This window comes from Janthinobacterium sp. SUN073, from assembly GCF_030397665.1.
In the GTDB taxonomy this organism is placed as follows: domain Bacteria; phylum Pseudomonadota; class Gammaproteobacteria; order Burkholderiales; family Burkholderiaceae_D; genus Janthinobacterium.
In genome coordinates, this window is sequence record NZ_JAPUBT010000001.1 from 676,513 (window position 1) to 702,350 (window position 25,838).

A 25,838-nucleotide genomic window follows, 5' to 3' on the forward strand; every position below is an offset into this window, starting at 1 on the left:
TGCCGGGCTTTTTCTTTACTGAAACACCATTACTTGATGTTCAGCGGGGCAAACGACTTCACCAGGTCGTCGAGCGCCTTCAATTGCGCCAGGAATGGCTCCAGTTGGTCCAGCGGCAAGGCGCTGGGGCCGTCGCAGCGGGCGTTGTCCGGATCGGGATGGGCTTCCAGGAACAGGCCGGCGATGCCGACGGCCAGGCCAGCGCGGGCCAGGTCCGCCACCTGCTGGCGGCGGCCGCCCGAAGCGGCGCCACCGGGGTCGCGCTGCTGCAGCGCGTGCGTGACGTCGAAGATGATCGGCAGGTCGTCACAGGTTTTCTTCATGACGCCAAAGCCCAGCATGTCGACCACCAGGTTGTCGTAACCCAGGCACGTGCCGCGGTCGCACAGGATCAATTGATCGTTGCCCGCTTCCTTGAATTTTTCGACGATATTGGCCATCTGGCCAGGGCTCAAAAATTGCGGCTTCTTGATGTTGATGACTTTACCCGTTTTCGCCAGGGCCACGACGAGGTCCGTCTGGCGCGCCAGGAAGGCGGGCAGTTGCAGCACGTCGACCACCTCGGCCACCTGCTGCGCCTGCCATGGCTCATGCACGTCGGTGATCACGGGCACGCCGAACGCCGCCTTCACATCCTGGAAGATGCGCATGCCTTCCTCCAGGCCCGGGCCACGGTAGGAGTGGATCGATGAACGGTTGGCCTTGTCGAAACTGGCCTTGAAGACATAGGGAATGCCCAGTTTTTGCGTCACGTGCACATATTCTTCGCAGGCGCGCATGGCGAGATCGCGCGATTCGAGCACGTTGATGCCGCCAAACAGCACGAAGCTGCCGGTATTGCTGACGTCGATGCCATGGACTTTCACTGAGGTCATACGGATTCCATATTGGTTAATTGCTACTACTTGCTTGGACGAGGCGCAGCCAGCGGCTGGCGTGATAAGGCATCTTACTAGCTAGGGCGGCACAGATCAAATTTGATCCAGCGCAAGGGTGCGGCAAACGGCGCGTGGCCGGGCCGCGACGGCCCCGCGAGGGCAGGCGCAAAGTGCCTTATAATCACGCTTTATCTCTACACTGATTCAGGAGCACAGATGGCCCGCACGATCCACTGCATCAAACTCAACAAGGAAGCCGAAGGACTGGATTTCCCACCGTACCCGGGCGAACTGGGCAAAAAGATTTACGAATCGGTATCGAAAGAAGCATGGGCCGCCTGGCTCAAGCACCAGACCATGCTGGTCAATGAAAACCGTTTGAACCTGGCCGATGCACGCGCCCGCAAATACCTGGCCACGCAAATGGAAAAGCATTTCTTCGGCGACGGCGCCGATGCGGCCATGGGTTACGTACCCCCTACCGAGTAAGTTTCAAGCATTCCCGCCCGTGGCCGCCGCGTCACGGGCAGTTTCACCTGCGTTTCACGCCCTGCCCCGCCGTTTCACGGCACCTCCTCCCCGTTTCGTCGCACACCGCTCGCCGCCCACGCCGCACGCTGGCACAGTACGTCCATCGACAACCTCACACCAAGGCGGACACCATGTTGCAGCACATCTTCAGCCACACTCCTTTGTACGTCTGGGCCATCCTGGGCTTTCTCGTGTACCGGGGCGTGCTGGCCAGCCGCGCACGCGAAGTGAGCTTGCGCAAGCTGTGCATCATTCCCCTGGTCATGCTGGCCCTGTCCCTGAGCGGCGTATACGGCAGCTTCGGCTTGGCCGGCAGCGCGCCATTCGCCTGGGGCGCCGGCGCCCTGGCCGGTGCGGCGCTGGCCTGGACGCTGGCCGATCCGCGCAAGATAGTCGCCATTCCCCAGCGGAGCAGCGTGCAGCGTCCCGGCAGCTGGGTGCCCTTGATCCTGATGATGAGTATTTTTTGCATGAAATATGCGATCGCCGTGACCCTGTCCATCGCACCGGCCTACGCCCATGCGACCGGCTTCAGCGTGCCCGTCTGCCTCGCCTACGGTGGCTTCAGCGGCATCTTCCTCGGAGGCTTGCTGCGCACCGTGGCCGTGTACCGCCAGGCGCACATGACAAGCGGCCCGCAAGGGGCCGCCGTGTAAGACAGATGACAACGCCGGCGAACGCCGGCTATCACCTTAGTAGGCCAGCGTACGCACGCCTTCCGGCATGCCCAGCAGGCAAACATTCGCGCCGCGCACGGCGAACAGGCCGACGGCGATGACGCCGACGATCTGGTTGATCTGCTGTTCCAGCGCCACCGGGTCGGCGATCTGCAAGCCCAGCACGTCGATGATTTCGCCGCCGTTGTCGGTAATAAAAGCTTCCGTGCTGCCCGCTTTCAGGCGCAAGCGGGGTGTGCCGCCCAGCGCGGCCAACTGGCGCGAGACGGCGGCACGCGCCATCGGCACCACTTCCACCGGCAGCGGGAAGGCGCCCAGCGTATCGACCAGCTTGGAGCCGTCGGCGATACAGACGAATTGTTTCGCTACGGAAGCAACAATTTTTTCACGCGTCAATGCCGCGCCGCCGCCCTTGATCATGGCGCCGCTGGCCGTGATTTCATCGGCACCGTCGATGTAGACGGCGATCGACTCGACGTCGTTGAGGTCAAAGACGGCAATGCCATGGCCTGCCAGGCGCGCGGCCGTCGCTTCGGACGACGCGACCGTGCCTTTGATACGGTGCTTGATCTTGGCCAGTTCATCGATGAAAAAATTGGCGGTAGAACCGGTGCCGACACCGATGATTTCACCGTCGACCACATAATCAATGGCGGCGATTGCTACGGCTTGCTTCAATTCGTCTTGGGTCATGACATTCAGGCTAAAGTGGGGAATGGCGCTATTTTAACGGATTGCCAGCCCGGCTAGCCGGCCATGATGACCGACCATGCCATGAGATACAACAGCTAAGCGGGAAAACATTGCCGTAGGGCAATTCCCCATTCAATTACTCTCTATGGCCTTTAAAATATGCGAAAATGGAATGATCGACCGATATGACGTTTCAGGAATAGCACATGAATCACAGTAAACAGGTACTTGTTGTCGATGACAGCCGGGTTTCACGTTTGATGTCGCATCAGTTCATCCTCAGCAAACATGCCGACTGGCAAGTGATTGAGGCGGCGACAGGTGAAGAAGCCCTGGAAAAAGTCAAGACAGTCAACCCTGTCCTGATATTACTGGATGTCAACATGCCCGGCATGGGCGGCGTGGCGGCAGCGGAACAATTGCGCGTGCTGTGTCCGCAAACGCACATCATTCTCGTCACGGCGAATGTGCAAAACGCCATCCGCAACCGTGCCAGCGAGCTCGGCGTCGGCTTCATGGAAAAACCGATCACGGAAACCCGCATCCATCAGCTGATCGAATCACTGGGACTGTGAGCATGATCAATCTCTCCGAACTCGAAAACGATGCCCTGGTAGAGATATTCAACATCGGGGTGGGCCATGCGGCCGCCGCGATGAGCGAGATCGTCAATGAAGAAGTGACCATGTCGGTGCCGTCGATCACGTTCCTGAACCGTGCCGACGCGGCTGCACTGCTGGGCAGCAAGAAGGATGGCGAACGCATCTGCGGCGTCAGCCAGCATTACGATGGCGCCTTCGCCACCGAAGCCATCCTGATGTTCCCGGAAGACAAGAGCCTGGAAATCGTGCGCCTGATGGTGGGCGATGCCATGCCGCTGCAGGAACTGACGGAAATGGAACAGGAGGCGATGAGCGAAATCGGCAACATCATCCTCAACTCCTGCGTGGGCACCCTGGCCAACCTGTTCAACAGCGAACTGCATGGTTCGCTGCCCCTGTACCACGTGGGCACCAGCGCGGAAATCCTGTCCTCGTTCGGTGGCCGCGATGACGAGGCTGTCGTGCTGATGCTGCATATCGACTTCGTGCTGTCCAAGCACCAGATCCACGGCTATGTCGCCTTCGTGCTCGACCTGTCCGCCTTGCACGACCTGAAACAGCAGGTCAGCCACTATCTGGCCAAGGTCCTGGGACAGGCGTGACGATCATGCCGGATGCCTTACACCGACTCGCCCTGCTCGAAAGCATACTTGGTGCCGTCAACCTGGGCGCCATCGTGCTCGACGAGCAGCACCGCATCGTGCTGTGGAACCACTGGATGGCGCGCCACTCGGCATATCGGGCCGACGCCGTGCTGGGGCAGGACTTCTTCGCCGTCTATCCGGAACTGCGGCACAAGCGCATTGATTCAGCCATCACCCAGGCCCTGCGCGACAATTTCCAGTCGCTATTGTCGCAAACCCTGCACAAGGCGCCGTTTGCCCTGTACACGCATGGCGCAAGCGTTGGCGCGGCAGAAGGCCGCGAGCGCATGCAGCAAGCGATCGCCGTCACGCCGATCAATCTACCCGCTTCGCCGCGCCACTGCCTGATCCAGATCAATGATGTCACCATCGCCGTGGGCCGCGAAAAGCTGCTGCGCGAACAGACCATGGTTCTGCGCTCACAAACGTTTTCCGACGGCTTGACGGGCATTGCCAACCGCCGCCACTTCGACGTGGCGATCGAGAAGGAAATGCGGCGCGCCATGCGCACGGGCAGCCCCCTGTCGCTGCTGATGATCGATATTGACCATTTCAAGGATTACAACGACCATTACGGGCACCAGCAGGGCGACGACTGCCTGATCCGCGTGGCAGCCGAACTGGCCGCCATGCTGCAGCGTCCCAGCGACCTGCTGGCACGCTATGGCGGCGAGGAATTTGCCGCCATCTTGCCCGACACGGACGCCGCGCAGGCGCTGCGCATGGCCGAGGCGATCCGCGAACGGGCGGCCGAGCTGCGCATTCCGCATGCCAAGACGGACAATGAGGTCAAGCACGTCACGGTCAGCATCGGCATCGCCACGCAGCACCCGCAGCAGCAAGTGGCCATCTCCGCCCTGATCGGCGCCGCCGACCGCGCCCTGTACCTGGCCAAGGGCGCCGGGCGCAACCGTGTGATGGTGCAGCCATTATAGGAAATGCAACGCCAGGCAAAGGATTCCAGTAGACATCTTTACCGCGTGTGCGTAGACTCGTAACTGATTGCAGCAACAACAACAACAACAACAACAACAACAACAACAACAACAACAACAACAACAACAACAACAACAACAACAAGAATTTGTCTGTGGTATCTGTCCATGCGCATGGCCTGCCCATGCGGGACACGGCCAGGAGCGCTTGTGAATCTCGATCCTCCCTTCAAATCCGGCTTGCCGGGTGCTGGCACGGATACGACCATGGTGAATGGCATGCGCCTGCTGCTGTCGAGCGCTACCTTGCTGACCCTGTTCATCGATCCCGAGAGCGCCGGCAAGCTGAGCAAGATCACCTGGCTGATCTTTTCCGCGTACACCCTGCACAGCCTGCTGCTGTATGTGCTGGCCGTCCTGGGCCTGCGTTTGCCGGAAGATATTCTGCTGTACTGGCTGGACGTGGCCTGGTATGCACTGATCGTATTCTCCAGCAGCAACCACAACAACCTGTTTTTCCTGTTTTTCTTCTTTGCCATCCTGACCGCGTCGTTCCAGCGCGGCTTCGAGGAAGGCGCGCGCATCACCCTGGCCTCGGCCGGCCTGTTCGCAGCCACAGCCCTGTTCGGCGAAACGGATGCGGAACTGTCGCGCCTGCTGCTGCGCGCCACCTTCCTGCTGGCGCTCGGCTACATGATCGCCTACTGGGGCGGCTCGGCCATCACGCAGCGCAGCCACCTGGCACTGCTGCGCGATGTCAGTCAGCTGTCCAATCCGCGCTTCGGTGTCGACCAGACCATTACCTCGGTGCTGGAAAAAACCCGCAGTTATTTTAACGGCCGCAGTTGCCTGCTGGTCATGCAGGACAAGGGCACACGCGTCTGGTCGCTGCGCAGCGTGCTGCATACGGCAACGGGCGTCGTGCACACCAACTCGCTCCTCAGCGATGACGCGGCCAGTCCCCTGCTCGCTTTCGCGCACGATAGAATCGCGCTGTACAACCAGCCCGTCGGCCCCTGGCTGCCGTGGACAGGCGGCGCGCGCATGCTCGATCCCCACAGCGGGCGCTGGCTGCGGCATGACGCCGCGGCAGGCGCCCGTCTGGCCGAACTGCTCGAAGCGCACGCCTTCATCAGCGCGCCACTGCCCTTGCGCAATGGCAAGGGCCGCATCTTTATCGTCTGCGCCACCAGCATGAGCAAGACCGACGCCCTTTTTCTCAGCCATATCGGCGCGCAGGCGTTTCCCGTCATTGAAAACATCGATCTGCTCGACCGCCTGGCATCGCAGGCGGCCTCGCGCGAGCGCGAAAAGATCGCGCGCGACCTGCATGACACGGCCGTGCAGCCATACATCGGCTTGCGCCACGGCCTGGCCGCCCTGCGCAATGAAGCCACGCCGGGCAATCCGCTGCTGCCCGAACTGGAAAAACTGATCCTCATGTCGGGCCAGGTGATCGCCGACCTGCGCAGCTATGCGCGCACCTTCAAGAACGGCCAGGTGCAAAGCGAGCCGGAACTGCTGGTCGCGCTACGCCGCCAGGCGGCACAAATTCACGAATTCTATGGCATCGACATCACCCTGCACATCGAAGGCGACCTGCACATCAACGACCGCCTGGCGGCCGAGGTGTTCCAGATCGTCAACGAGGGCATGAGCAATATTCGCAAGCATACCTCGGCGCGCCACGGCGCCATCAAGCTGACTTGCGTGCAGGGCGCGCTGCACATCAGCATCGACAATGAATGCGCGGCCGCGCACGTGCCCGATTTCCTGCCCGACTCGCTGGCCGAGCGCGCCGCTGCCCTCGGTGGCAGCGCCCGCGTCACCCACAGCCGCCTTGGCCACACTTCCGTGCAGATCGAGATCCCGATATGACCGACATGAATGAACGCCAGCACCTGCCCAACGTCCACACCCACACCAGCATCCGCGTCATGCTGGTCGACGACCACAAGACCATGCTGTGGGGCCTGGAACGGCTGATCGGCGGCGAACACTCAGGCATGCGCGTGGTCGCCACGGCGTCCGACAGCGCAGCAGCGCTGGCACAGGCGCTGGCGCTGGAACCCGATGTCATCGTGCTGGATCTGGACCTGGGCGGCATCAGTTCGCTGGCCATCCTGCCGGCGCTGGTACGGCAAGGCAACACACGCATACTGGTGCTGACGGCCAGCCACGACCAGGCCACGCTGGACCAGGCCATCCTCAAAGGCGCGCGCGGGATCATCAGCAAGGATGCGCCGGCCGAGATGGTGCTCAAGGCCATCGAAAAGGTCTATCACGGCGAACTGTGGCTGGAGCAAGCCATGCTGGGGCGCATGATGACCCAGCTGACGCAGCCGGGCGGCGCATCGGCGCACGCCATCGCCGTGGCCAGCCTGACCTTGAAGGAGAGAAAGATCATCGCCGCGCTGGTGCACGGCAGCGGCACGCCAGCCAAGCTGCTGGCGGACCAGCTGTGCATCTCGGAACACACCTTGCGCAATCACCTGACGTCGATCTACCGCAAGCTGGGCGTGTACAACCGCCTGGAACTGTACGCTTACGCCACCAAGCACCAGCTGGGCGAATTGCCGCCCACCAGCTGATTCCCGTTCCCGCAGCAGCATCCCCTCACAGGGCGCCCGCTTTGCCAGCGTAGCGCCAGGCATGCGTTCGGCCTGCACCTGCGCGTGCCAAGCCCAGCCATGACAATTGTCCCAAAAAAATCGAGCATATCCTCCCTGCCGGAAAGGGAGGTTCTTCTGATGTAGATCAAGCTGCCCACTTCTATATTGGTGTTACCGGAGTGCAAATCACACGCCACGGTCCACCACGACACGGAGCACGGCATGCGCCTAGCCAAGTTTCTTCCTGCATCACTATCCGCCTATTTGCAGGGCAAGGAAAAGGCCGCCTTCTACCGCTATGCCCTGGTCGCCGCACTGCTGGCCGTGATCTGCATCATCGGGCTGCTGGCACTGGGAGTAAGCCCGTAAGGCAGCGTTTCGCGGAAATACCCCTGCAAGACAGCAATGCCGTTTCACCCACCGTAGTTCCTCAACCACCAGGAGTTGTCATGAACCTCATCAAAAACTTTATCCGCGAAGAAGATGGCGTGACCGCCATTGAATATGGCCTGATCGCCGCCTTGATCGCTGTCGTGATCATTGTTGCCGTCAAGCTCATCGGCACAAACCTGAACATCATCTTCAACAAGGTCGCTACTGCCCTGGTTCCCGCCGCGTAACAGACCACAAGCCGGGCTGGCCCTGTGCGGCCCGGCTGTTGGTAATTGTCCAGTTTCCGAGGTACGCCATGAAACGCTTGTTCTCCTGCCTGCATGAAGATTCAGCCGTCACCGCGATCGAATACGCGCTGCTGGCCAGCCTGCTGGCAGTGGCAGTGGTGGCCAGCATCAGCCTGGTCGGCGACCAGGTGCTGCTCATGTACGGCCATATCAAGGACCAGATCATCCTGGCGCTATCATGAACTCCCTGCACAGCCATCGCCCCCTGTACCTGATCGTGCTTGGCTATGCCGCCGCGGTCACATTGCTCCTTGGCCGCCTCTCCACGCTGCGCGACTGCGTGCCGATACTTTCCGGCTTTCTCCTCATTTCGCTGCTGTGCGCCGTGTTTGCGCTATGTGGCTACAGCCTGTATGTGATGCTCATGCTGCGCCCAGATCGCCTGTGCCATTACCTCTATCACGTGCTGCGCCGCTACCTGAGCAGGGAACGCCTGCTGCAGGCGCTACCCGTGTTGCTGCTCATTCCCATCTTTGCCGCCAGCTTCACCGCCTTCAAGGCGGCCATTCCCCACTTGCATCCCTACACCTGGGACAGTCGCCTGTCCGCCTGGGATATCGCCCTGCACGGCGGTACCGCGCCATGGGCATGGCTGCAACCGCTGCTGGGCTATCCATGGATGACGGGCCTGCTGAACGTCAGCTACCACCTGTGGTTCTTCCTGTTCTATGCCACGATCTACTGGCTGGCGCAAGACACGCGCCGGCCGCTGCTGCGCATGCAGTTCCTGCTCAGTTTTGTCCTCTCCTGGATCATCCTGGGCAGCATCGCGGCCATGCTGTTTGCCTCCGTCGGCCCCTGCTACTACGGCCACTTGCACGGCAGCGACCCCTACGCCCCACTGATGGCCTATCTGCACGAAGCCAACCAGCACTTCCCCATCTGGGCCTTGTCGGTGCAAGACATGCTGTGGCAAGACTACCAGAGCAGGGGTGCTTCGAGCGAACTTGGCATCTCGGCCATGCCCAGCATGCATGTCGCCACCGCCGTGCTGATGGCCTTGCTGGGCTGGCGCGTCAACCGCACCGCCGGCCTCGCCCTCAGCGTTTTCGCCATGCTGATCATGCTCGGTTCCGTGCACCTGGGCTGGCACTACGCGCTCGACGGCTATGCCGGTGCGGCCGGCGCGGCACTGGTCTGGCATGCGGTGGGCCGCCTGCTGCGTACCGGCGGCGTCTCCGTCAGCACGGTGGGCGCTGCGGCGCCATGCATGAGCAAGGAAGGGCTGCTGTCATGAGTTCCGCCCTGACTTCGCTGCTGTGCCTCGCCTTGTTGGCCGGCCTGTTGGGTACTGCCCTGTGGCATGACCTGCGCACGCGGCGCATCCCGAATCGCTTGGTGCTGTGGGGCACGGTGGGCGGCGTGCTCCTGAACAGCATGCTGCCGGCCGGCGCCGGCCTGTTCCAGCAGCCGTTTGGCGGCCTGGGCCTGCTGCAGTCGCTGGCCGGCGCCGCAGCCGGACTGGCCCTGATGCTACCCATGTATTTGCTGCGCGCCCTGGGCGCCGGCGACGTCAAGCTGATGGCCATGTGCGGCGCCTTCCTGGGGCCGCTTGCCGTGCTCGAAGCGGTGCTGCTGACCTTGCTCGCTGGCGGCGTGCTGGCCATCGCCGCCGCCCTGCTGGGACGCCGTTTGCGCCAGGTGCTGAAAAACGCCTATCACATGCTGCTCGGCACGCTGCTGCAAAGTCTCGCGGGCGGCCCCGCTACCGTGGCCGAGCCGCCTGCCGTCACCGGCAAGCTGGCTTACGCCTTTGCCATCACCAGCGGCACGGGCCTGCAAATTTTCCTGACGTACAACCACCTGTGGAGCTTGCGCTGAACAGCGCATATCCATGACCGCAACCAGAACGGGACGCCATCATGAACGCCATCAGCACCCTGCGCCACTCTCGGCACGCCAGCCTGCTCGGCAACGCCTTCATGGCGGCCATCTGGGCCGTGTTTGCCTATGCCCACGTGCTCGCTTACCTTCACACCAGTGACTGGAGCTATTTGCTGTTCTGCATGACGGAAACCGTCTCGGCCCTGTTTTTCCTGATCCGCACGGCACCGGACAGCGTCTCGACCGACATGCGCGACTGGCTGCTGGCCATCGGCGCCACCTTCGCGCCTTTCTTCTTCAGTCCTTCCGACATGGCGCTCTGGGCCGATGCACGCTACCTGCTGCTGCCGGGCAGCGCCTTGCTGCTCACGGGCCTGCTGTCACTGAACCGCAGCTTCGGCCTGGTGGCTGCCCAGCGCACCATCAAGACCCGCGGTGTCTACCGTATGGTGCGCCACCCGCTGTACGCCAGCTACCTGATTTCCCTGAGCGGCTACGTGCTGGCCAATACCTCGACAGCGAATCTTCTCATCTACGTCGCGACGATGGTGCTGCTACTGGCGCGCCTGCTGCGCGAAGAGCGCTTCCTGGCTGCCGACGTGCGCTACCGCGCCTACATGCGCCAGGTGAAATACCGCTTGCTGCCTTTCATTTTCTGATCACCAGCCCAGATCGACCCGCAACAAGGAGCCGTCATGCCCGATACCTATCCAGAAGAACCCGCCAACGGCAGCATCACGCCGGCAGCGATGCGCGCGCCGCGCAATGTGGCCGAGACCGGCCTGCCCTTTTTGTTCCTGGTGGAACTGCTGGTGAAAGTCATGTTCCTGCGCGGCCAGATCGGCTTACCGGCCCTATCGGCGCACGTGAAGCTGGGCGCCGGCGTGCTCGAACCGCTGCTGACCTTCATGCGCGCCGAAAAACTGTGCGAGGTGCAGCGCACCGGCTACAGCGGCACCGATGCCGACCAGCAGTATCACCTGGGCGACCAGGGGCGCCTGCGCGCCACCGACTATTTGCGGCGCAATGCCTACAGCGGCCCCGCCCCGGTCACGCTGGCCGACTACAGCGCGCAGGTGCTGGCGCAAAGCGTGGCCCGCATGCAAGTCACGCGCGAAACCGTGTTGCAGCAGTTTCACACCGTGGTGGCCAGCACTGCCGTACTCGACCAGCTGGGCGCGGCCATGAACTCGGGCCGGGCGCTGCTGCTGCACGGTCCCGCCGGCAGCGGCAAGACCTACCTGGCCGAGCGCCTGCATGGCTTGCTCAGCGGCACAATCGCCCTGCCGCATGCGGTCATGGTCGATGGCGAAGTGCTGCCCTTCCTCGACCCCATGCTGCACACACTGGCCAGCGACGCCGCTCCGCCTGCCGACCCGCGCTGGGTGCGCGCCCTGCGCCCCACCGTGCTGACCGGCGGCGAACTGACGCTCGACATGCTCGACCTGCAATTCGATCCGGGCGCCCGCCTGTACCAGGCGCCGCTGCACCTGAAAGCCAACAATGGCATCTTCATCATCGACGACCTGGGCCGCCAGCGCTGCTCGCCCGTGGAACTGATGAACCGCTGGATCGTGCCGATGTCGCGTCGCGTCGATTACCTGTCGCTGCACACGGGGTACAAGTTTCCCGTTCCCTTCGACGTCATCGTGGTGTTTTCCTCGAACCTGGCGCCGCAGCAGCTGGCCGACGACTCCTTCCTGCGCCGCATCGGCTACAAGATCCATATCGGCGAATTGAGCGGCTATCACTACGAAACCGTGTTCCGCCACACCTGCGAACAATTTGGCATGGTCTTCAACCACGCCAGCTACCACTACCTGCTGCAACTGCATGGCCAGCATGCGCGCCCGCTGCTGGCCTGCTATCCACGCGACATCCTGTCCCAGCTGTGCGACGTGGCGTGCTACGAAGGCCGTCCGGCACGCCTGGAAGCCGATGCGCTGCACTGGGCCTGGAACAACTATTTCGGCGCCGCCGACGGCTCCGCCGGCATACAGAACGGATCGGCTTCGATCCTGCATAAAGGAGTATCAAAATGAGAAACGCACGCGCTCTGACGATGATGGCCTTCGCGGTCATCCTGGCGTTCGTGGCGGTCATCGTGGCCGCGCGCTGGATCAATGCCCAGGCTTCGGGCAATACCAACAAGGTAGCCGTTGCGCTACTCGACATCAGCCTGGGCGCGCGCATCTCGCCTGAAATGGTGCGCATGGTCGACTGGCCCGCCAACGCGCTGCCGCCGGGCGCCATCAACGATCCGAAACTGCTCGACGCGCGCGTCACGCGCACCAGCATCCAGCATGGCGAACCGATCATGGAGAGCAAGCTCGCGCCCCCCGGCACCCAGGGCGGCCTGTCGGCCGTGGTCGGCGAAGGCAAGCGCGCCATGACCGTGCGTGTCAATGACGTGGTGGGCGTGGCCGGCTTTGCCCTGCCCGGCAACTATGTCGACATTCTCGTCAACACCCAGGACGAGATGGCCAAGAATGCCAGCGGACGCGACCCCAGCATTTCGAAGATCGTCCTCGAACGCATCCTCGTGCTGGCGATCGCACAGGAATCGAACCGCGACGACACCAAGCCCAAGGTGGTCAATGCCGTGACCCTGGAACTGACGCCGGACCAGGCGGAAAAGCTCGACCTGGCACGCAGCGTCGGCACGCTCTCGCTGGTGCTGCGCAACCAGATCGAAGACAAGCCCGTCAACACTGAAGGCGCCACCAAGACCAGCCTGCTCGACACCAAGGTCGCCGCCCAGGTACCGGCGCCAGCACCACGCCCTGTCGTGCGCCACCGCGTGGTGCAAGGGCCGGCCGGGCCGCAAGTCGATGTCATCAAGGGGCTGGAACGCAGTTCCCAACAATTCTGAACAACGCGGATTACTACCCGATCCGCACCACGAGGAGCATGCCATGAGCACCATGAGCAAACTGAGCACAGCAAACGGGAGCCGCATCCTGCGCATGGCCCTCGCCATCGCCGCCATCGGCGCCCTGATTCCGGCCGCCTATGGCGAAGTGGCCGCCCCGGCGCCACCAGCGGCTTCGCCCGGCCTGTCGCCGACGCCGCCGGGCGCCAAGCCCCAGATGGCTGGCGCCTCTGCGACTGCCACTGCGGCGGCCATGGCGCCGCCGCCAAAAGTGGTGCACCGCGCACCACGCGCCAAGGCCATCGCGCCGCAAGCCATGCCGGACACGGCCGGCGGCCACAGCGACGTCAGCCGGAGCATGGCCCTGGCCGAAGGCAAATCGACCTTGATGCACCTGCCGTTTCCCGTCGCCCGCGTCTCGGTGGGAGATCCGCGCATCGCCGATGTGATCCTGCTCAATACCACCGATGTCTATCTGCTGGGAAAATCCGTTGGCACTACCAACCTGATCATCTGGAACCGCAGCAACGAGGCCAGCATCATCGACCTGTCCGTCAGCATCGACAGCAGCCTGCTGCAGGCGCGCCTGAGCGCATTGCTGCCGAACGAGAAAGACTTGCATGTGACGGTCGCTGGCGACACGCTGATCCTGTCAGGCATGGTCAGCGATACCGTCAAGGCCGACCAGGCGATGTCGCTGGCGAATGCCTATGCCCAGCGCGGTTCGCGTCCTGCCACCGGCACGGCCGCGGCGGCGGGCGCCGGCGCAGCGCCAGCGCCCGCCGCTGGAGGCCCCGCCGACCCCTCGGGCGGACCAGCTCCCTCGCCACGCGTGATCAACCTGATGTCCATCGCCGCGCCGCAGCAAGTGATGCTGGAAGTCAAAGTGGCGGAGGTATCGAAAACCCTGGTCGACCAGCTGGGCGCCAGCCTGGGCATCAACAAGACCATCGGCAGCTGGTCGTATTCGCTGCTGTCCAGCCTGTTGAGCAATAATCCCAGCGGCTTGAGCGGCGCCAGCAAGAACAACTTCTTCAATCTCGACGCGCAGAAACGCGATGGCCTGATCAAGGTGCTGGCCGAGCCGAACATCATGGCCATCAGCGGCCAGGAAGCCAGTTTCCTGGCCGGCGGCAAGATTTTCATTCCCGTCAGCCAGACCAATAACGGCGGCACGCCCACGATCACGCTGGAAGAAAAAGAGTTTGGCGTGGCCGTCAAATTTACCCCCACCGTGCTAGAAGGGGGGCGCATCAACCTGAAAGTGTCGCCAGAAGTATCCGACCTGAACAAGGAAGGCATCGGCATCACCGCTACGGGCATCTCGACGACCGCCATTCTGCCATCGTTTACCACACGGCGCGCCACCACCACGGTGCAACTGTTCGACGGCCAGAGCTTCGCCATCGGCGGCTTGATCAAGAACAATGTCACCAGCAATATCAAGGCCTTGCCGGGCCTGGGTGAAGTCCCCGTACTGGGCGCGCTGTTCCGCAGCACGGATTTCCAGACCGACCGCTCGGAACTGGTCTTCATCATCACGCCGCACCTGGTCAAGCCATTGCCGGCCGACTACAAACTGCCCACCGACGAGTACATACCGCCGACGCGCGGCGACGTCTTCCTGCAGGGAAAAATGGAAGGCCAGGCGCCCGCACCGCAGCCGCAGCCGCAGCCGATACAGCAGCCGGCACCGATGCCCATGCCAGCGCCGCTGCCAGCACCCGCTTCCATGCCGCCCCAGGCAGCCATGCCGGCCCCCGTGCCGCCCGCCATGCCGGTTGCCATGCCGACGCCACCCAGCGACGACCTGCCGCAATACCGCGCCGTGCCCAAGGCCGATGCGGCCACGCCATCAGCCAGCATCATCGATGATCTCAAATAGGAGCGCCCCATGAAAACCTTTACCTTCACACGCACCCTGCCCCGTTGCCTGTTGTGCGCAGCGGCATCGCTGGCTGGCTGTGCCGCCACGACCACTCCCGTGCTCGACAGCCATTTCGGCGAGGCGGTGACCCTGCTCAAGCAACAGCAGATCCTGTATCCCGATGCGGCCAGCAATACCAATCCCGTGCTGGGCCTCGATGGCAGGAGCGCCATCAGCGGCTACAAGCTGTATCAGAAGTCGTTCAGCGCGCCCGAACCGCTGCCCGACGTGCTGACGATCGGCGTCAGCAAACGCTGACACTGCCGCCCCGCCCTTTGATCGCATCCACAGCCGGAGCCCGCCGTGAAAATCTTCATTATCTCCAGTAACGAACAACAACTGGCCGGGATGGCGGCGCTGCTGCGCGAGCGCCATGCCGGCGACGATATCGACAGCGCCGTCGGCAGCCTGGAGCGGCTTGCCGGCACGGCCGAAATGGCGGCGCCCGACGTGCTGCTGCTGGCGCAACCCGTCATCGACGATGCCGACCTGGCGCGTATCGAGCGCCTGGCCAGCCGCCAGCAGGGCATGGCCATCATCCTGCAATGCGAGCACCAGGGCAGCGACTTCCTGCTGAAAGCCATGCGCGCCGGCGTGCGCGAAGTGCTGCCGCAAGCCGACAGCGGCGCGGCCCTGAATGCGGCACTGCAGCGTCTCGAGGACAAGAGCGCGCGGCACGTGCAGCGCAATGGCAAGGTGATCGCCTTTGCCTCGTGCAAGGGCGGCAGCGGCGCCACTTTCATCGCCGCCAACCTGGCCTATGCCCTGTCGCTGGACAATCAGCGCGTGGCACTGTTCGACCTGAACCTGCAGTTCGGCGATGCGGCGCTGTTTGTCTCTGACCAGAAGCCGACAGCGACCCTGTCGCACGTGGCGCAGCAAATCCACCGCCTCGACGCGTCCTTCCTGGCCGCCAGCATGGTGCAGGTGACGCCGAATTTCAGCATCCTGGCCGCGCCCGAAGATCCGGCCCATTCCAGCGACGTGAAACCGGAACACATCGACCAGCTGCTGCACCTGGCGCGCAGCGAGTACGATTTCATCGTGCTGGACCTGGGTCGCGGCCTCGATGCCATCAGCGTGCGCGCGCTGGACCATGCCGACATGATCTGTCCCGTCATGCAGGCAACGCTGCCCTATATCCGCGACGGCAAGCGCCTGCTGCAGGCGTTCCAGTCACTGGAGTATCCGGCAAGCAAGATTCACCTGATCCTGAACCGCTACGCAGGCGACGATGAAATCCGCCTGCGCGACCTGGAGGCGGCGTATGGCCAGCGCATCTTCCATACCATCGCGAATCACTACGCGGCAGCGGCCGCTTCGGTCAACCAGGGCGTGCCGGTGTTGAAGCTGGCGCCGGGCAGCCCGCTGTCCAAGTCGCTGCAGGAGTGTGCCAGCAAGCTGTCGGGCGGGCGCGCGCCCGTCCCGGCAGGCCTGTTTTCACGCCTGTTCCAGCGTAGCCGGCCCATTCACCTTCGAGGGGAAACAGCATGAGTACCGATATCCATGGCGGCCATCCCAGCCTGCGTGAACGCCTCGGCAGCGCCGCCGCGCCGAATGGCTACGCGCCGTTCGGCGCCACCCGCGCTGGCAGCGCCGACAATCCCGCCTACCACGAACTCAAGCAGCATGTGCACCAGGCCCTGCTCGACAGGATCGACCTGGAGGGCATGCAGCGCCTGTCGCAGGAGCAGATACGCGAGGACCTGAAAACCCTCGTCGGACGCCTGCTCGATGAAGACAATGTCGTCATCAACGACATCGAGCGGCGCACGCTGGTGCGCGACATCCAGGATGAAGTGCTGGGCTTCGGCCCGCTCGAACCGCTGCTGGCCGATCCGGAAATTTCCGACATACTCGTCAATACCTACCGCCAGGTGTATGTCGAGCGGCATGGCCAATTGGAACTGAGCAATATTCGCTTCACCGACGATGCCCACCTGCTGAAAATCATCGACAAGATCGTCTCGCGCGTGGGCCGGCGCATCGACGAATCGAGCCCCATGGTCGATGCGCGCCTGCCCGATGGCTCGCGCGTCAACGCCATCATCCCGCCGCTGGCCATCGATGGCCCGGTGATGTCGATACGCCGCTTCTCGGCCCAGCCGCTGCGCCTGGCCGACCTGGTGGAACGGCACAGCCTGACGACGGAAATGGCACAGATACTGCAAGGCCTGGGCAAGGCCAAGGTCAACATTCTGATCTCGGGCGGCACGGGCAGCGGCAAGACCACCATGCTCAACGCGATTTCCGGCTTCATCAGCACGAGCGAGCGCATCGTCACCATCGAAGATGCGGCCGAACTGCAGATGCAGCAACCGCACGTGGTACGCCTGGAAACGCGGCCGGCCAATATCGAGGGCAAGGGCGAGGTGACGCAGCGCGCGCTGGTGCGCAATGCGCTGCGCATGCGGCCCGACCGCATCATCCTGGGCGAGGTGCGCGGCGCCGAAGCGCTCGACATGCTGCAGGCGATGAACACGGGCCACGAAGGCTCCATGGCCACCATTCACGCCAATACCCCGCGCGACGCGCTGACGCGGCTGGAGAACATGATCAGCATGGCGGCCTCGATGTTGCCGGGCAAGGCCATGCGCCAGCAGATCAGCGCCGCCATCGGCGTGGTGGTGCAGGTGGCGCGCCTGACCGATGGCAAGCGCAAGGTGGTGTCGATCCAGGAGATCACCGGCATGGAAGGCGAAATCATCACCATGCAGGAAATTTTCACCTTTCGCCAGACCGGCATTGCCCAGGACGGCACCGTCAGCGGACACTTCCAGGCCAGCGGCGTGCGGCCGCAGTTCCTCGACCGCCTGCGCGCCTTCGGCGTCGTCGTGCCGGAAAGCCTGTTCGATCCCAGCCGCCAATACCACTAAGGAGAAGGGCCATGGACTATAGCTATTACGTCTTCGGCGCGTTGATCTTCCTCGCCGTGGTGCTGTTCATTACGGGCCTGTATCACAGCTGGAACAATGCGCGCGGCCCCGAATCGGAGCGGGTGGCGCATCGGCTGCGGGTGCTGTCGGCCGGCGCCCACGCGGGCGAGCAAAACACCACCATGATCAAGCAGCGCCTGCTCAGTGAAACGCCGGCGCTGCAGAAATTACTGCTGGAGGTGCCGCGCGTGCATGCCCTGGACCGCCTGCTGGAGCAGTCGGGTCTGAAATGGAGCGTGGCGCAGTGGGCCATGCTGGTGCTGCTGACCTTCCTCGTCGCCCTGGTGGCCATCAGCTTCATCAACCTGCCCTGGCTGCTGCGCCTGCTGGTGGCGGCCGCCTGCGCCCTGCTGCCCCTGTACTACATCGAGCGGGCCAAGGCGCGCCGCCTGCTGCGCATCGGCATGCAGCTGCCCGACGCGCTCGACCTGATGAGCCGCGCACTGCGCGCCGGCCATGCCTTTCCCACGGCACTGAAAATGGTCGGCGATGAAATGACCGCGCCGCTGGCCGAGGAATTTCGCATCGCCTTCGACGAAGTCAATTTCGGCATCGCCATGCCGGATGCCCTGATGAACCTGGCCACCCGCGTGCCCAGCACCGACATGCGTTATTTTGTCATTGCCGTACTGATACAGCGCGATACGGGCGGCAACCTGGCAGAACTGCTCGAGAGCATCAGCCACATTATCCGCGACCGCATGAAACTGCTGGGCCAGGTGCGCGTGCTGTCGGCCGAGGCGCGCCTGTCGGCCTGGATACTGTCGCTGCTGCCATTCGCCGCGGCGGCCGTGATCCACCTGAGCAATCCGACTTTCCTGGCCGTGCTGTACGACGATCCCGGTGGACAAAAAATGCTGGCCTGTGCTGCGATGCTGATGCTGATCGGCATCCTCATCATGCGCAAGATCATCCACATCCGGGTGTAGTGTCGAGGGAGAAAACATCATGACTACCGTGCAAATAGGATTTCTGGGCTTGCTCTTCATCGCCGTCTTCGCCGGCGCCATGTTCGTGCTGCTATTGGCCATACCCGACCCGCTACGCCAGCGTCTCGACAGTGTGGGTACCAGCGAACCAGGCGGTGCGCGCCAATGGCTGGCGCACTTCGTCAAGTTCAGCGGACCGCTGGCCCGCCTGTCCTTGCCGGAAGACGGCTGGGAAACGTCCAGGATACGCCTGCGCTTCATGCATGCGGGCCTGCGCCATCCGTCGGCGCCCCTGCTGTACTTCGGCGCCAAGACGGGCTTGGCCATCGGCCTGCCCGTGCTGCTGTTCCTCGGGCTGAGCTTGGCTGGGGTACATAATGACGGCATCGATTTGCTTCTGTGGTTGCTGTTGGCGGCCTGCCTCGGCTACTACCTGCCGAATCTCTGGCTGAACCGGCGCATCCGCCTGCGCCAGCGCGAGATCTTTGAAGCGTTTCCCGACGCACTCGACCTGATGACCGTCTGCGTGGAGGCGGGCCTGGCCATGGATGCGGCACTGGCGCGGGTAGCAGCCGAGATCAGCCTGAAAAGCGTGGTGCTGGCCGAGGAACTGCATTTGCTGACGCTGGAACTGCGCGCCGGCAATTCCAAGGAGCGCGCCTTGCGCAACTTGGGCCTGCGCACGGGCGTCGAGGATGTCGAAGCCCTGGTGTCCATGCTGATCCAGGCCGAACGCTTCGGCACCAGCATCGCCTCCTCGCTGCGCGTACAGTCCGATCAGCTGCGCACCAAACGGCGCCAGCTGGCCGAAGAGCAAGCCGCGAAAATCGCCCTGAAGCTGCTGTTTCCCCTGATCTTCTTCATTTTCCCCTCGCTGCTGGTGGTACTGATGGGCCCAGCGTTCCTGCAAATCTACCGCATCCTGCTGCCAGGCATGGCTGGCGGCAATTAAGACGAGCGTTCCCTACGACTCCCGGCAGCAGCCACTGCCGGGAGCAATGCCTTCCCCCACCAGCATCGCGTCCCTCCCTGCCCTTTCTCGCCGCCTGCCCCTGCCGCAGCACCGCATGCCTGACCAGTGCTCTGCTGGCGAGCCCAAACAACATGTCCGGCTTGGCAGTACGGCGCCAACTACGCGCGCTTGCGTCGCCGGCGCGTGCTTGATGCGGTGAATGCACCTGCCTGCCCCGGCAATCACCAGCGCCATGCACCGGCACAAAAAAAGGCCGGACTGCGTGTCCGGCCCTTTTGTTTGCCTGCCCAGCAACTACATGCTGATGCGCAAGATGGCCGAGGCGAGCTTCTCGAAGCACGGTTTGAGCTCGGTGGCATTGGCCGCGTGGCAATAGATGCCTACAGGCTGCGTCGGCGTGGCGCAACGCGATGGCGCATCGGTCGTGTTGGCCATGCACTTGAGGATACTCTCGCCCGTGTCGCCCGCGACGGGGCCATTGACGGTGGTCAACTGCGTTCCCAGGCCCAGAGTAAATACATACATGCCTTCCGAGCGTGCCTTGGCGGCCATCGCTTCGAGCAGGTTGCGCGAAGCATTGTTGACATTGACCCAGGTCTTGGCATTGGTACTGGTATCGTTGGTCACGGGCCGCAGCGTGGTGCCAGGATAAATGGCGAACTCCTGGTCGGCCAGATTGTGCGCGTTGTACCATTTTGGCAAGGCGGCGGCATCAAGATTTTTGACGATATCGGTTCCCTGGTAGCACTTCCCCGCAGCCGTCGAACTCTGCATGTTGATCAGCCACAAGCCAGCCGGCGTGCCGGTGGCGGCATCATTCGTGATCAGCGAGCCGGGCGTGGTGCAGTCAGAAGGTTTTTTGAAGGTAAACACGGAAGAAAGGGTATTCGGCGTGCCGTCGGAAAAAAACACGATGACGCGCAGGCTGGAACGCTGGGCCAGGGGAATGCTGTTGAGCTGGTTGCGCCCATTCCACATGCCTTCGGCGGAATTGGTCAAGCCGTCAAAAACGTAATTGCCGATGTGGGTATTCATGCCCTTGCCGTCCGCCGAGCCGGTCGGCGCATCCGTATCGTTCAGGGCGAAGCCGCGTGTGCTGGTACGTATTGTATTGTCGAGTACCGCGCCATACGAAAAATGAATCAGGGCCATGCGATCCAGGTCCTTGTTAAATTTGGTCAGGAACAATTTCGCACTGCTGATCACGGTCGGACCCACGGACGCCATCGAACCCGAGGTATCCATCACAAACGCCAGGTCCAGGTCCTTGCGGATGGTTTGCGCCGCTGCGCTGACATTGAGAAAATTGAAGCCCAACACCCGCATCAGGGTCACCGGCACCGATGCCGTGGCCGACGCGTCGACTGTGACCTTGCCCGCGTCAAACGTGATGGTCGGATCGGGAAAGCTGGGCGTGGCACCCAGATAGCCGGTGGGAAAATTGGCGGCAAAGAATTTCCGCGCGGCAGCCTGCGCGCTGGCCCGTTGCGCGGCCTCGCCCACGCCCTGTGTGACGGAACGGGCAGCGGCGATGCTGGCCGCATCGACGGCAGAGTTGAGCTTGGAGCGGACAATGAAACCCAGGCCCGAATCGATGGCCAGGCCCACGGCGCCTATCAGCACGACAAGCGACAATGCCACGACAATCAGAACCTGTCCCTTGGCCTGTTTTCCAGGCGTGTTACGTTTTTTCATGATGCCCTCCAGGTACCGGATGATGGCGTCCGGATGTCAGAAGATGGTTTTGGCGTACAGGTTGCCGCTCAGCTGCGGCGTTTTGGCGCCGAAGCCCAGGTTCATGCCTGCAAACAGAATGGTCGAGCGGTACAGCGTTTCCACGACATAAATTACTTCGCCGTCAGCGAGCTGGTTGCTCATGGCGTCATTGATGGCCGAGCCGGCGCTGGGGATGTTGCTGCACTTGCCGCTGCCATCGGTGGCCCAGCTGTTGCAAGTCCATACCCGGCTCGGCTGCTGCGCCCCCTTCGTCCAGCGGTAGTGTTCCAGTATGACGTTCGACTTGCCAGGGCCATTGCCCATGATCTTGCTGATGTACATGCTGCCATTGGTGGCCATGTCCAGCGGCGGCGTCGTCATGGCCAGCGCCGTCATGATGGTCTGAGGGTCTTGCGAGGAGCGCGATGCCAGGTTGGCGCCTTCGCGGCTCAGATTGGTCAGGATCATGTCGCCTTGCACGATGCGCGCCAGGTCGAACACGGGGACGGCCAGCATCAGCAAGAATGGCAGTACGAGAGCGAATTCCACGGCCGCCACACCCTTCTGGCGCCGGATTGGCAGTTTGCGAACGTTCATCAGAAGGCCTCGTTGCGCATGGTGGCAGCCACGCTGAAAGTGTATTGGCTGCGCGAGCCGGCACTGGTCTGGTGGCTGGGGTTGAGCAGCGCCATCAAGCGCCAGGCGGGCGTGACGACAGGCCAGGTGCAGTTCACCTGCAAGACGACGATGTCGCCGGCGGCGCCAAACATATTGTTGTTGTAAGCCGATGGCGTTTGCGACACGCCATTGACGACGATGACGGGACTGACCATGCCATACAGCCCCAGCGAACTATCCTTGATTCTTTGCAATACCGCTTCGTAACGCTGCTTGTTCGCCGTGGCGGGGTCGAGGTTGCTTTGTCCCGTGATGGAATAGCGCGCCCCTTCGCGCACCGCGTATTGCATTGTCAGGTTGACCCAGAACATGACCCCCAGTTCCATGATCATGGTGATGAGGAAAAAGAGGAGTGGGGCGATCAAGGCAAATTCCACCAAGGCCGCGCCGCGCGGCATTTTTTTCAGGCACAACCTTCCCCTACAGCTGTTTCTAGTCTGCATGATTTACTCGCTTGGACAGGTTGCTCTCGGTCTCGCGCCGAAGTTGCAATAAAGTCAAATAAATTGTTCTTTGTATAATTTAATTTAGGTAATGCTGAGACGAAAGTCAAGGTCTGAATGCGGGCAAATCAGGTGCGCTCGAAAATGAGCAGGGGAAATAAAATCAGCGCGGCAGCAGGCGCCGGTCAGCAGGGTTGATCAGGAAGCCTTGCAGGATGTCCTGCAGTTGCGGCAGCTTCGCCACGTAGGCGGGAATGCCCAGCTGGCGCGCGCCGAAGTAGTGGGCGATGATGTCGCCCTGCTGCTCCATGTTGAAGTCGGACAGGACGCCGCCTGCCTGCGCATCGTAGCGGTAGGCGCGCTGCCCGATGTAGCCGCCGCACAGCGCCAGCAGCACGCCATGCAGCAGCACGCTGTAGCCGAGCTGGTACTGCCACACGTGCACCATTTCATGGATGAAGAACAGCTTGCCGCCGTGGCCTTCGCGGGAAAAATCGTCGCGGTACTGGGCCGGCATGAAATGCAGGCTGCCGCGCGGCGTCATCGCCGTGTTCTGGTCCTGCAAGCCGAATGGTAAAAAGGAGCCGCGCACGACGCGCACGCGCGCGTAGTCGACGGCGCCCTGGAAGACGCTGCGGGCCATGGCGGTTTCGCCGATGGTGAGGGGGCGGCGCAAGACTCGCATAGGAAGAAGAGAAGAAAGCGCGGCAAGCAGGCAAGCCTGCCGCGCCGGTAACGCTTAAGCCAGGCGCAGGCCGCTGGCTGCTTTCGCGATTTCCGTGATGCGGTCCCAGTTGCCGGCCGCGATCGCGTCTTTCGGCGTCAGCCACGAACCGCCCACGCAGGCGACGTTTTTCAGCGCCAGGAACTGCGACGCCGTCTCTTGCGAGATGCCGCCCGTCGGGCAGAAGGTGATGTCCGGCAGCGGGCCGTAGAGGGCGTTGAGCATGCCGATACCGCCGGCCGGCACGGCCGGGAACAGTTTCAGCTGCTGGAAGCCGTTTTCACGCGCCGCCATCACTTCGCCTGGCGTCATCACGCCTGGCAGCAGCGGCAGGCCGCTACTTTTCGCCGCCGCCACCAGGGCCGACGTCAGGCCTGGCGAGACGCCGAAGACGGCGCCCGCATCGCGCGCCTGGGCGAATTCCTCGGGACGGGTGAGCGTACCGACGCCGACGATGGCGCCCGGCACGGCCGACATGGCGCGGATCGCTTCGAGGCCGTGCTTGGTGCGCAGGGTCACTTCCAGCACGCGGATGCCGCCCGCCACCAGCGCGCGCGCCAGCGGTACGGCATGTTCAGGATCGTCGATCGCAATCACGGGGATCACGCTCGAAGTGCGCATAATTTCCAGTAGTGTCATGGTCATCTCTTATTTCCTAGCCAAAAAGTCTTCATCGGAACCCGGTACGGTATCACCGACATTGTCGGCGTCGTGCAAGGCGACGGTGGTGGGAATCGGCGACGGCAGGCCGAAGGTGGTGGCACCCTCTTCCGCCGCGCTGACGGTGGAACGGAACATGGAAAACAGCTCGCGGCCCATGCCGACGTGGTTCGGCGACAGGTCGGCCGTAACCAGCGAACGGGCATGCCAGACGTCGGCCGGCACCAGCGCCTCCAGGACGCCGGTAAACGCGTCGAGACGGATGATGTCGCCGTCGCGCACCAGGCCCAGGGGGCCGCCGGCGAGGATTTCAGGCGAGACGTGGATGGCGGCCGGCACCTTGCCCGACGCGCCCGACATGCGGCCATCGGTGACCAGCGCCACGCGGCGGCCCGCATCCTGCAGGTTGGCCAGCGCGGGGGTCAGCGCATGCAATTCCGGCATGCCGTTGGCGCGCGGGCCCTGGAAGCGCAGCACAGCGACGAAGTCGCGGTCCAGCGTGCCAGCCTTGTAGGCGTTCATGAACTCTTCCTGCGAATTGAATACCAGGGCAGGCGCTTCGACCGTGCGGTGCTGCGGCTTGACGGCCGATACCTTCATCACGGCGCGGCCCAGATTACCTGCGACGAGGACCATGCCGCCATCCGGCGCGAACGGATTCGAGGCGGGGCGCAGCACGTTATCATCGGCGCTGGCGGCCGGTGCGTCTTTCCAGAAGACCTTGCCGTCCTCACCGAGGAAGGGCTCCATGCAGTGCGCGCGCAAGCCGTGACCCAGGATGGTGTTGACGTCCTCGTGCAGCAAGCCCGCATCGAGCAGTTCGCGGATCAGGTAACCGGTGCCGCCGGCCGCGTGGAAATGGTTCACGTCGGCGTCGCCGTTCGGGTAGATGCGCGTGAGCATAGGCACGATGGCCGACAGTTCATTGAAATCGTTCCAGTCGATGACGATGCCGGCCGCCTTGGCGATCGCCACCAGGTGCAAGGTGTGGTTGGTCGAACCGCCCGTGGCCAGCAAGCCCACGACGGCGTTGACGATACATTTCTCGTCGACGATGTGACCGACTGGCAAGTAATTGGCGCTTTGCGCCGTGATGCCGGCGGCGCGCTGGGCGGCGGCTTTGGTGAGCGCATCGCGCAGCGGGGTGTTCGGCGTGATGAAGGCGGCGCCCGGCAAGTGCAGGCCCATCACTTCCATCAGCATCTGGTTGCTGTTCGCGGTGCCGTAGAAGGTACAGGTGCCGGCGCCATGGTAGGCTTTCGATTCGCCTTCGAGCAAGTCTTCGCGCGTGGCCTTGCCTTGTGCATACAGCTGGCGCACCTTGGCTTTTTCCTGGTTCGACAGGCCCGACGTCATCGGACCGGCCGGCACGAACACGGCGGGCAAGTGGCCGAAGTGCAGCGCGCCGATCAACAGGCCCGGCACGATCTTGTCGCACACGCCCAGATACAGGGCCGCATCGAACATATTGTGCGACAGCGCCACGGCCGTCGACATGGCGATGGTGTCGCGCGAAAACAGCGACAATTCCATGCCCGGCTGGCCTTGCGTCACGCCATCACACATGGCGGGCACGCCGCCTGCGAACTGGGCTACAGCGCCCACTTCGCGCACGGCTTGCTTGATGATCTGCGGGAAGCCTTCGAACGGCTGGTGCGCCGACAGCATGTCGTTGTATGAAGAAACGATGGCCACGGACGGCTTCTTGTATTCTTTCAGCGACAATTTGTCGTTGACGGGAAAGGCGGCAAAGCCGTGCGCCAGATTGGTGCACGACAGGGCGCCGCGCTGCACGCCCTGGATGCGGGCCGCATCCAGATGCGCCAGGTAGGCGCCGCGCGATGGCCGGCTGCGCGCGATGATGCGCGCTGTTACGGATTCGACTACTGGATGCAGCGCCATAT

General features: G+C 63.0%; 30 protein-coding genes. 22 read left to right on the top strand and 8 right to left on the bottom strand.

The features are described from left to right. Nucleotides 1-29 precede the first annotated feature (29 nt). Nucleotides 30-875, bottom strand: coding sequence for a 3-deoxy-8-phosphooctulonate synthase (gene kdsA / locus O0882_RS03080; RefSeq protein WP_289945275.1), 846 nt, complete (start codon nt 873-875; stop codon nt 30-32). Between the two features lie 219 nt (nt 876-1,094). Between kdsA and O0882_RS03085 the strand changes: the two genes are divergently transcribed. Together O0882_RS03085 and O0882_RS03090 are read left to right on the top strand one after the other, a co-directional pair. Then, nucleotides 1,095-1,367: an oxidative damage protection protein gene (locus O0882_RS03085; RefSeq protein WP_034750797.1), complete on the top strand. Its 273-nt coding sequence runs from the start codon at nt 1,095-1,097 to the stop codon at nt 1,365-1,367. Nucleotides 1,368-1,495: 128 nt separating this feature from the next. Further along, entirely contained in the window at nt 1,496-2,065 is a 570-nt protein-coding gene (locus tag O0882_RS03090) for a DUF6622 family protein (RefSeq protein ID WP_354670250.1), read from the top strand. A 36-nt stretch (nt 2,066-2,101) separates the two neighbouring features. Here the strand turns inward: O0882_RS03090 and rpiA are convergent, their stop codons facing one another. Beyond that, nucleotides 2,102-2,779, bottom strand: a complete 678-nt coding sequence (gene rpiA / locus O0882_RS03095) for a ribose-5-phosphate isomerase RpiA (protein ID WP_289945277.1) — start codon at nt 2,777-2,779, stop codon at nt 2,102-2,104. Nucleotides 2,780-2,985: 206 nt separating this feature from the next. Here rpiA and O0882_RS03100 point away from each other — a divergent pair, with 206 nt between their 5' ends. The 20 genes from O0882_RS03100 to O0882_RS03195 all read left to right on the top strand — a co-directional run bounded on the left by O0882_RS03100 (nt 2,986) and on the right by O0882_RS03195 (nt 19,692). Beyond that, complete coding sequence (locus tag O0882_RS03100) at nt 2,986-3,354, top strand: response regulator (protein ID WP_219136057.1); 369 nt, start codon at nt 2,986-2,988, stop codon at nt 3,352-3,354. A 2-nt stretch (nt 3,355-3,356) separates the two neighbouring features. After that, a complete protein-coding gene (locus tag O0882_RS03105) occupies nt 3,357-3,983 on the top strand; it encodes a chemotaxis protein CheC (protein ID WP_289945279.1) in 627 nt (208 codons plus the stop codon). Between the two features lie 5 nt (nt 3,984-3,988). Continuing rightward, nucleotides 3,989-4,960: a diguanylate cyclase gene (locus tag O0882_RS03110; RefSeq protein ID WP_289945280.1), complete on the top strand. Its 972-nt coding sequence runs from the start codon at nt 3,989-3,991 to the stop codon at nt 4,958-4,960. A 67-nt stretch (nt 4,961-5,027) separates the two neighbouring features. Further along, nucleotides 5,028-5,174 (top strand): hypothetical protein, encoded by a 147-nt coding sequence (locus O0882_RS03115; protein ID WP_289945282.1) that lies wholly within the window; start codon nt 5,028-5,030, stop codon nt 5,172-5,174. Beyond that, complete coding sequence (locus O0882_RS03120) at nt 5,171-6,838, top strand: histidine kinase (RefSeq protein ID WP_289945285.1); 1,668 nt, start codon at nt 5,171-5,173, stop codon at nt 6,836-6,838. Before O0882_RS03115 ends, O0882_RS03120 begins: the two co-directional genes overlap by 4 nt. Continuing rightward, nucleotides 6,835-7,551: a response regulator transcription factor gene (locus O0882_RS03125; protein ID WP_354670240.1), complete on the top strand. Its 717-nt coding sequence runs from the start codon at nt 6,835-6,837 to the stop codon at nt 7,549-7,551. The genes O0882_RS03120 and O0882_RS03125 overlap by 4 nt, the downstream gene beginning before the upstream one ends. Nucleotides 7,552-7,794: 243 nt before the next feature. Continuing rightward, a complete protein-coding gene (locus tag O0882_RS03130; protein ID WP_157751248.1) occupies nt 7,795-7,941 on the top strand; it encodes a hypothetical protein in 147 nt (48 codons plus the stop codon). An 80-nt stretch (nt 7,942-8,021) separates the two neighbouring features. Continuing rightward, the gene (locus O0882_RS03135) at nt 8,022-8,192 is read left to right on the top strand and encodes a Flp family type IVb pilin (protein WP_096237373.1); all 171 of its coding nucleotides are present in this window, start codon (nt 8,022-8,024) and stop codon (nt 8,190-8,192) included. Nucleotides 8,193-8,260: 68 nt separating this feature from the next. Next, complete coding sequence (locus O0882_RS03140) at nt 8,261-8,434, top strand: Flp family type IVb pilin (RefSeq protein ID WP_219136053.1); 174 nt, start codon at nt 8,261-8,263, stop codon at nt 8,432-8,434. Beyond that, nucleotides 8,431-9,489, top strand: a complete 1,059-nt coding sequence (locus O0882_RS03145; protein WP_289945294.1) for a phosphatase PAP2 family protein — start codon at nt 8,431-8,433, stop codon at nt 9,487-9,489. The genes O0882_RS03140 and O0882_RS03145 overlap by 4 nt, the downstream gene beginning before the upstream one ends. Beyond that, nucleotides 9,486-10,073, top strand: a complete 588-nt coding sequence (locus O0882_RS03150) for an A24 family peptidase (RefSeq protein ID WP_289945297.1) — start codon at nt 9,486-9,488, stop codon at nt 10,071-10,073. Before O0882_RS03145 ends, O0882_RS03150 begins: the two co-directional genes overlap by 4 nt. A gap of 41 nt (nt 10,074-10,114) precedes the next feature. Further along, nucleotides 10,115-10,735 carry a methyltransferase gene (locus O0882_RS03155; RefSeq protein ID WP_289945298.1) on the top strand — a complete coding sequence of 207 codons (621 nt, stop codon included), beginning with the start codon at nt 10,115-10,117 and terminating at the stop codon, nt 10,733-10,735. A 36-nt stretch (nt 10,736-10,771) separates the two neighbouring features. Further along, entirely contained in the window at nt 10,772-12,118 is a 1,347-nt protein-coding gene (locus O0882_RS03160; protein WP_289945299.1) for an ATP-binding protein, read from the top strand. Continuing rightward, nucleotides 12,115-12,948, top strand: coding sequence for a Flp pilus assembly protein CpaB (gene cpaB, locus O0882_RS03165; protein ID WP_289945300.1), 834 nt, complete (start codon nt 12,115-12,117; stop codon nt 12,946-12,948). Before O0882_RS03160 ends, cpaB begins: the two co-directional genes overlap by 4 nt. Nucleotides 12,949-12,991: 43 nt before the next feature. Continuing rightward, the gene (locus O0882_RS03170; RefSeq protein ID WP_289945301.1) at nt 12,992-14,833 is read left to right on the top strand and encodes a type II and III secretion system protein family protein; all 1,842 of its coding nucleotides are present in this window, start codon (nt 12,992-12,994) and stop codon (nt 14,831-14,833) included. Nucleotides 14,834-14,842: 9 nt separating this feature from the next. Next, nucleotides 14,843-15,133, top strand: a complete 291-nt coding sequence (locus tag O0882_RS03175) for a hypothetical protein (RefSeq protein WP_289945303.1) — start codon at nt 14,843-14,845, stop codon at nt 15,131-15,133. Nucleotides 15,134-15,178: 45 nt separating this feature from the next. Next, a complete protein-coding gene (locus tag O0882_RS03180; protein WP_289945304.1) occupies nt 15,179-16,369 on the top strand; it encodes an AAA family ATPase in 1,191 nt (396 codons plus the stop codon). Continuing rightward, nucleotides 16,366-17,751 carry a CpaF family protein gene (locus tag O0882_RS03185; protein WP_289945306.1) on the top strand — a complete coding sequence of 462 codons (1,386 nt, stop codon included), beginning with the start codon at nt 16,366-16,368 and terminating at the stop codon, nt 17,749-17,751. Before O0882_RS03180 ends, O0882_RS03185 begins: the two co-directional genes overlap by 4 nt. Before the next feature lie 11 nt (nt 17,752-17,762). Beyond that, nucleotides 17,763-18,740 carry a type II secretion system F family protein gene (locus tag O0882_RS03190; RefSeq protein ID WP_289945308.1) on the top strand — a complete coding sequence of 326 codons (978 nt, stop codon included), beginning with the start codon at nt 17,763-17,765 and terminating at the stop codon, nt 18,738-18,740. A 19-nt stretch (nt 18,741-18,759) separates the two neighbouring features. Continuing rightward, nucleotides 18,760-19,692: a type II secretion system F family protein gene (locus O0882_RS03195; protein ID WP_289945310.1), complete on the top strand. Its 933-nt coding sequence runs from the start codon at nt 18,760-18,762 to the stop codon at nt 19,690-19,692. Nucleotides 19,693-20,007: 315 nt separating this feature from the next. Here O0882_RS03195 and O0882_RS03200 read toward each other — a convergent pair whose 3' ends face one another. The 6 genes from O0882_RS03200 to edd all read right to left on the bottom strand — a co-directional run bounded on the left by O0882_RS03200 (nt 20,008) and on the right by edd (nt 25,836). After that, nucleotides 20,008-21,408: a vWA domain-containing protein gene (locus tag O0882_RS03200; RefSeq protein ID WP_289945312.1), complete on the bottom strand. Its 1,401-nt coding sequence runs from the start codon at nt 21,406-21,408 to the stop codon at nt 20,008-20,010. A 36-nt stretch (nt 21,409-21,444) separates the two neighbouring features. Further along, complete coding sequence (locus O0882_RS03205; protein ID WP_289945313.1) at nt 21,445-22,026, bottom strand: TadE family protein; 582 nt, start codon at nt 22,024-22,026, stop codon at nt 21,445-21,447. Continuing rightward, nucleotides 22,026-22,550, bottom strand: coding sequence for a TadE family protein (locus O0882_RS03210; protein WP_289945315.1), 525 nt, complete (start codon nt 22,548-22,550; stop codon nt 22,026-22,028). The genes O0882_RS03205 and O0882_RS03210 overlap by 1 nt, the downstream gene beginning before the upstream one ends. A 163-nt stretch (nt 22,551-22,713) precedes the next feature. Further along, the gene (locus O0882_RS03215) at nt 22,714-23,226 is read right to left on the bottom strand and encodes a Rhs element Vgr protein (RefSeq protein ID WP_289945316.1); all 513 of its coding nucleotides are present in this window, start codon (nt 23,224-23,226) and stop codon (nt 22,714-22,716) included. Nucleotides 23,227-23,289: 63 nt separating this feature from the next. Next, a complete protein-coding gene (gene eda / locus O0882_RS03220) occupies nt 23,290-23,919 on the bottom strand; it encodes a bifunctional 4-hydroxy-2-oxoglutarate aldolase/2-dehydro-3-deoxy-phosphogluconate aldolase (protein ID WP_289945317.1) in 630 nt (209 codons plus the stop codon). 3 nt (nt 23,920-23,922) lie between these two features. Next, entirely contained in the window at nt 23,923-25,836 is a 1,914-nt protein-coding gene (gene edd / locus O0882_RS03225; protein WP_289945318.1) for a phosphogluconate dehydratase, read from the bottom strand. Nucleotides 25,837-25,838: the final 2 nt, after the last annotated feature.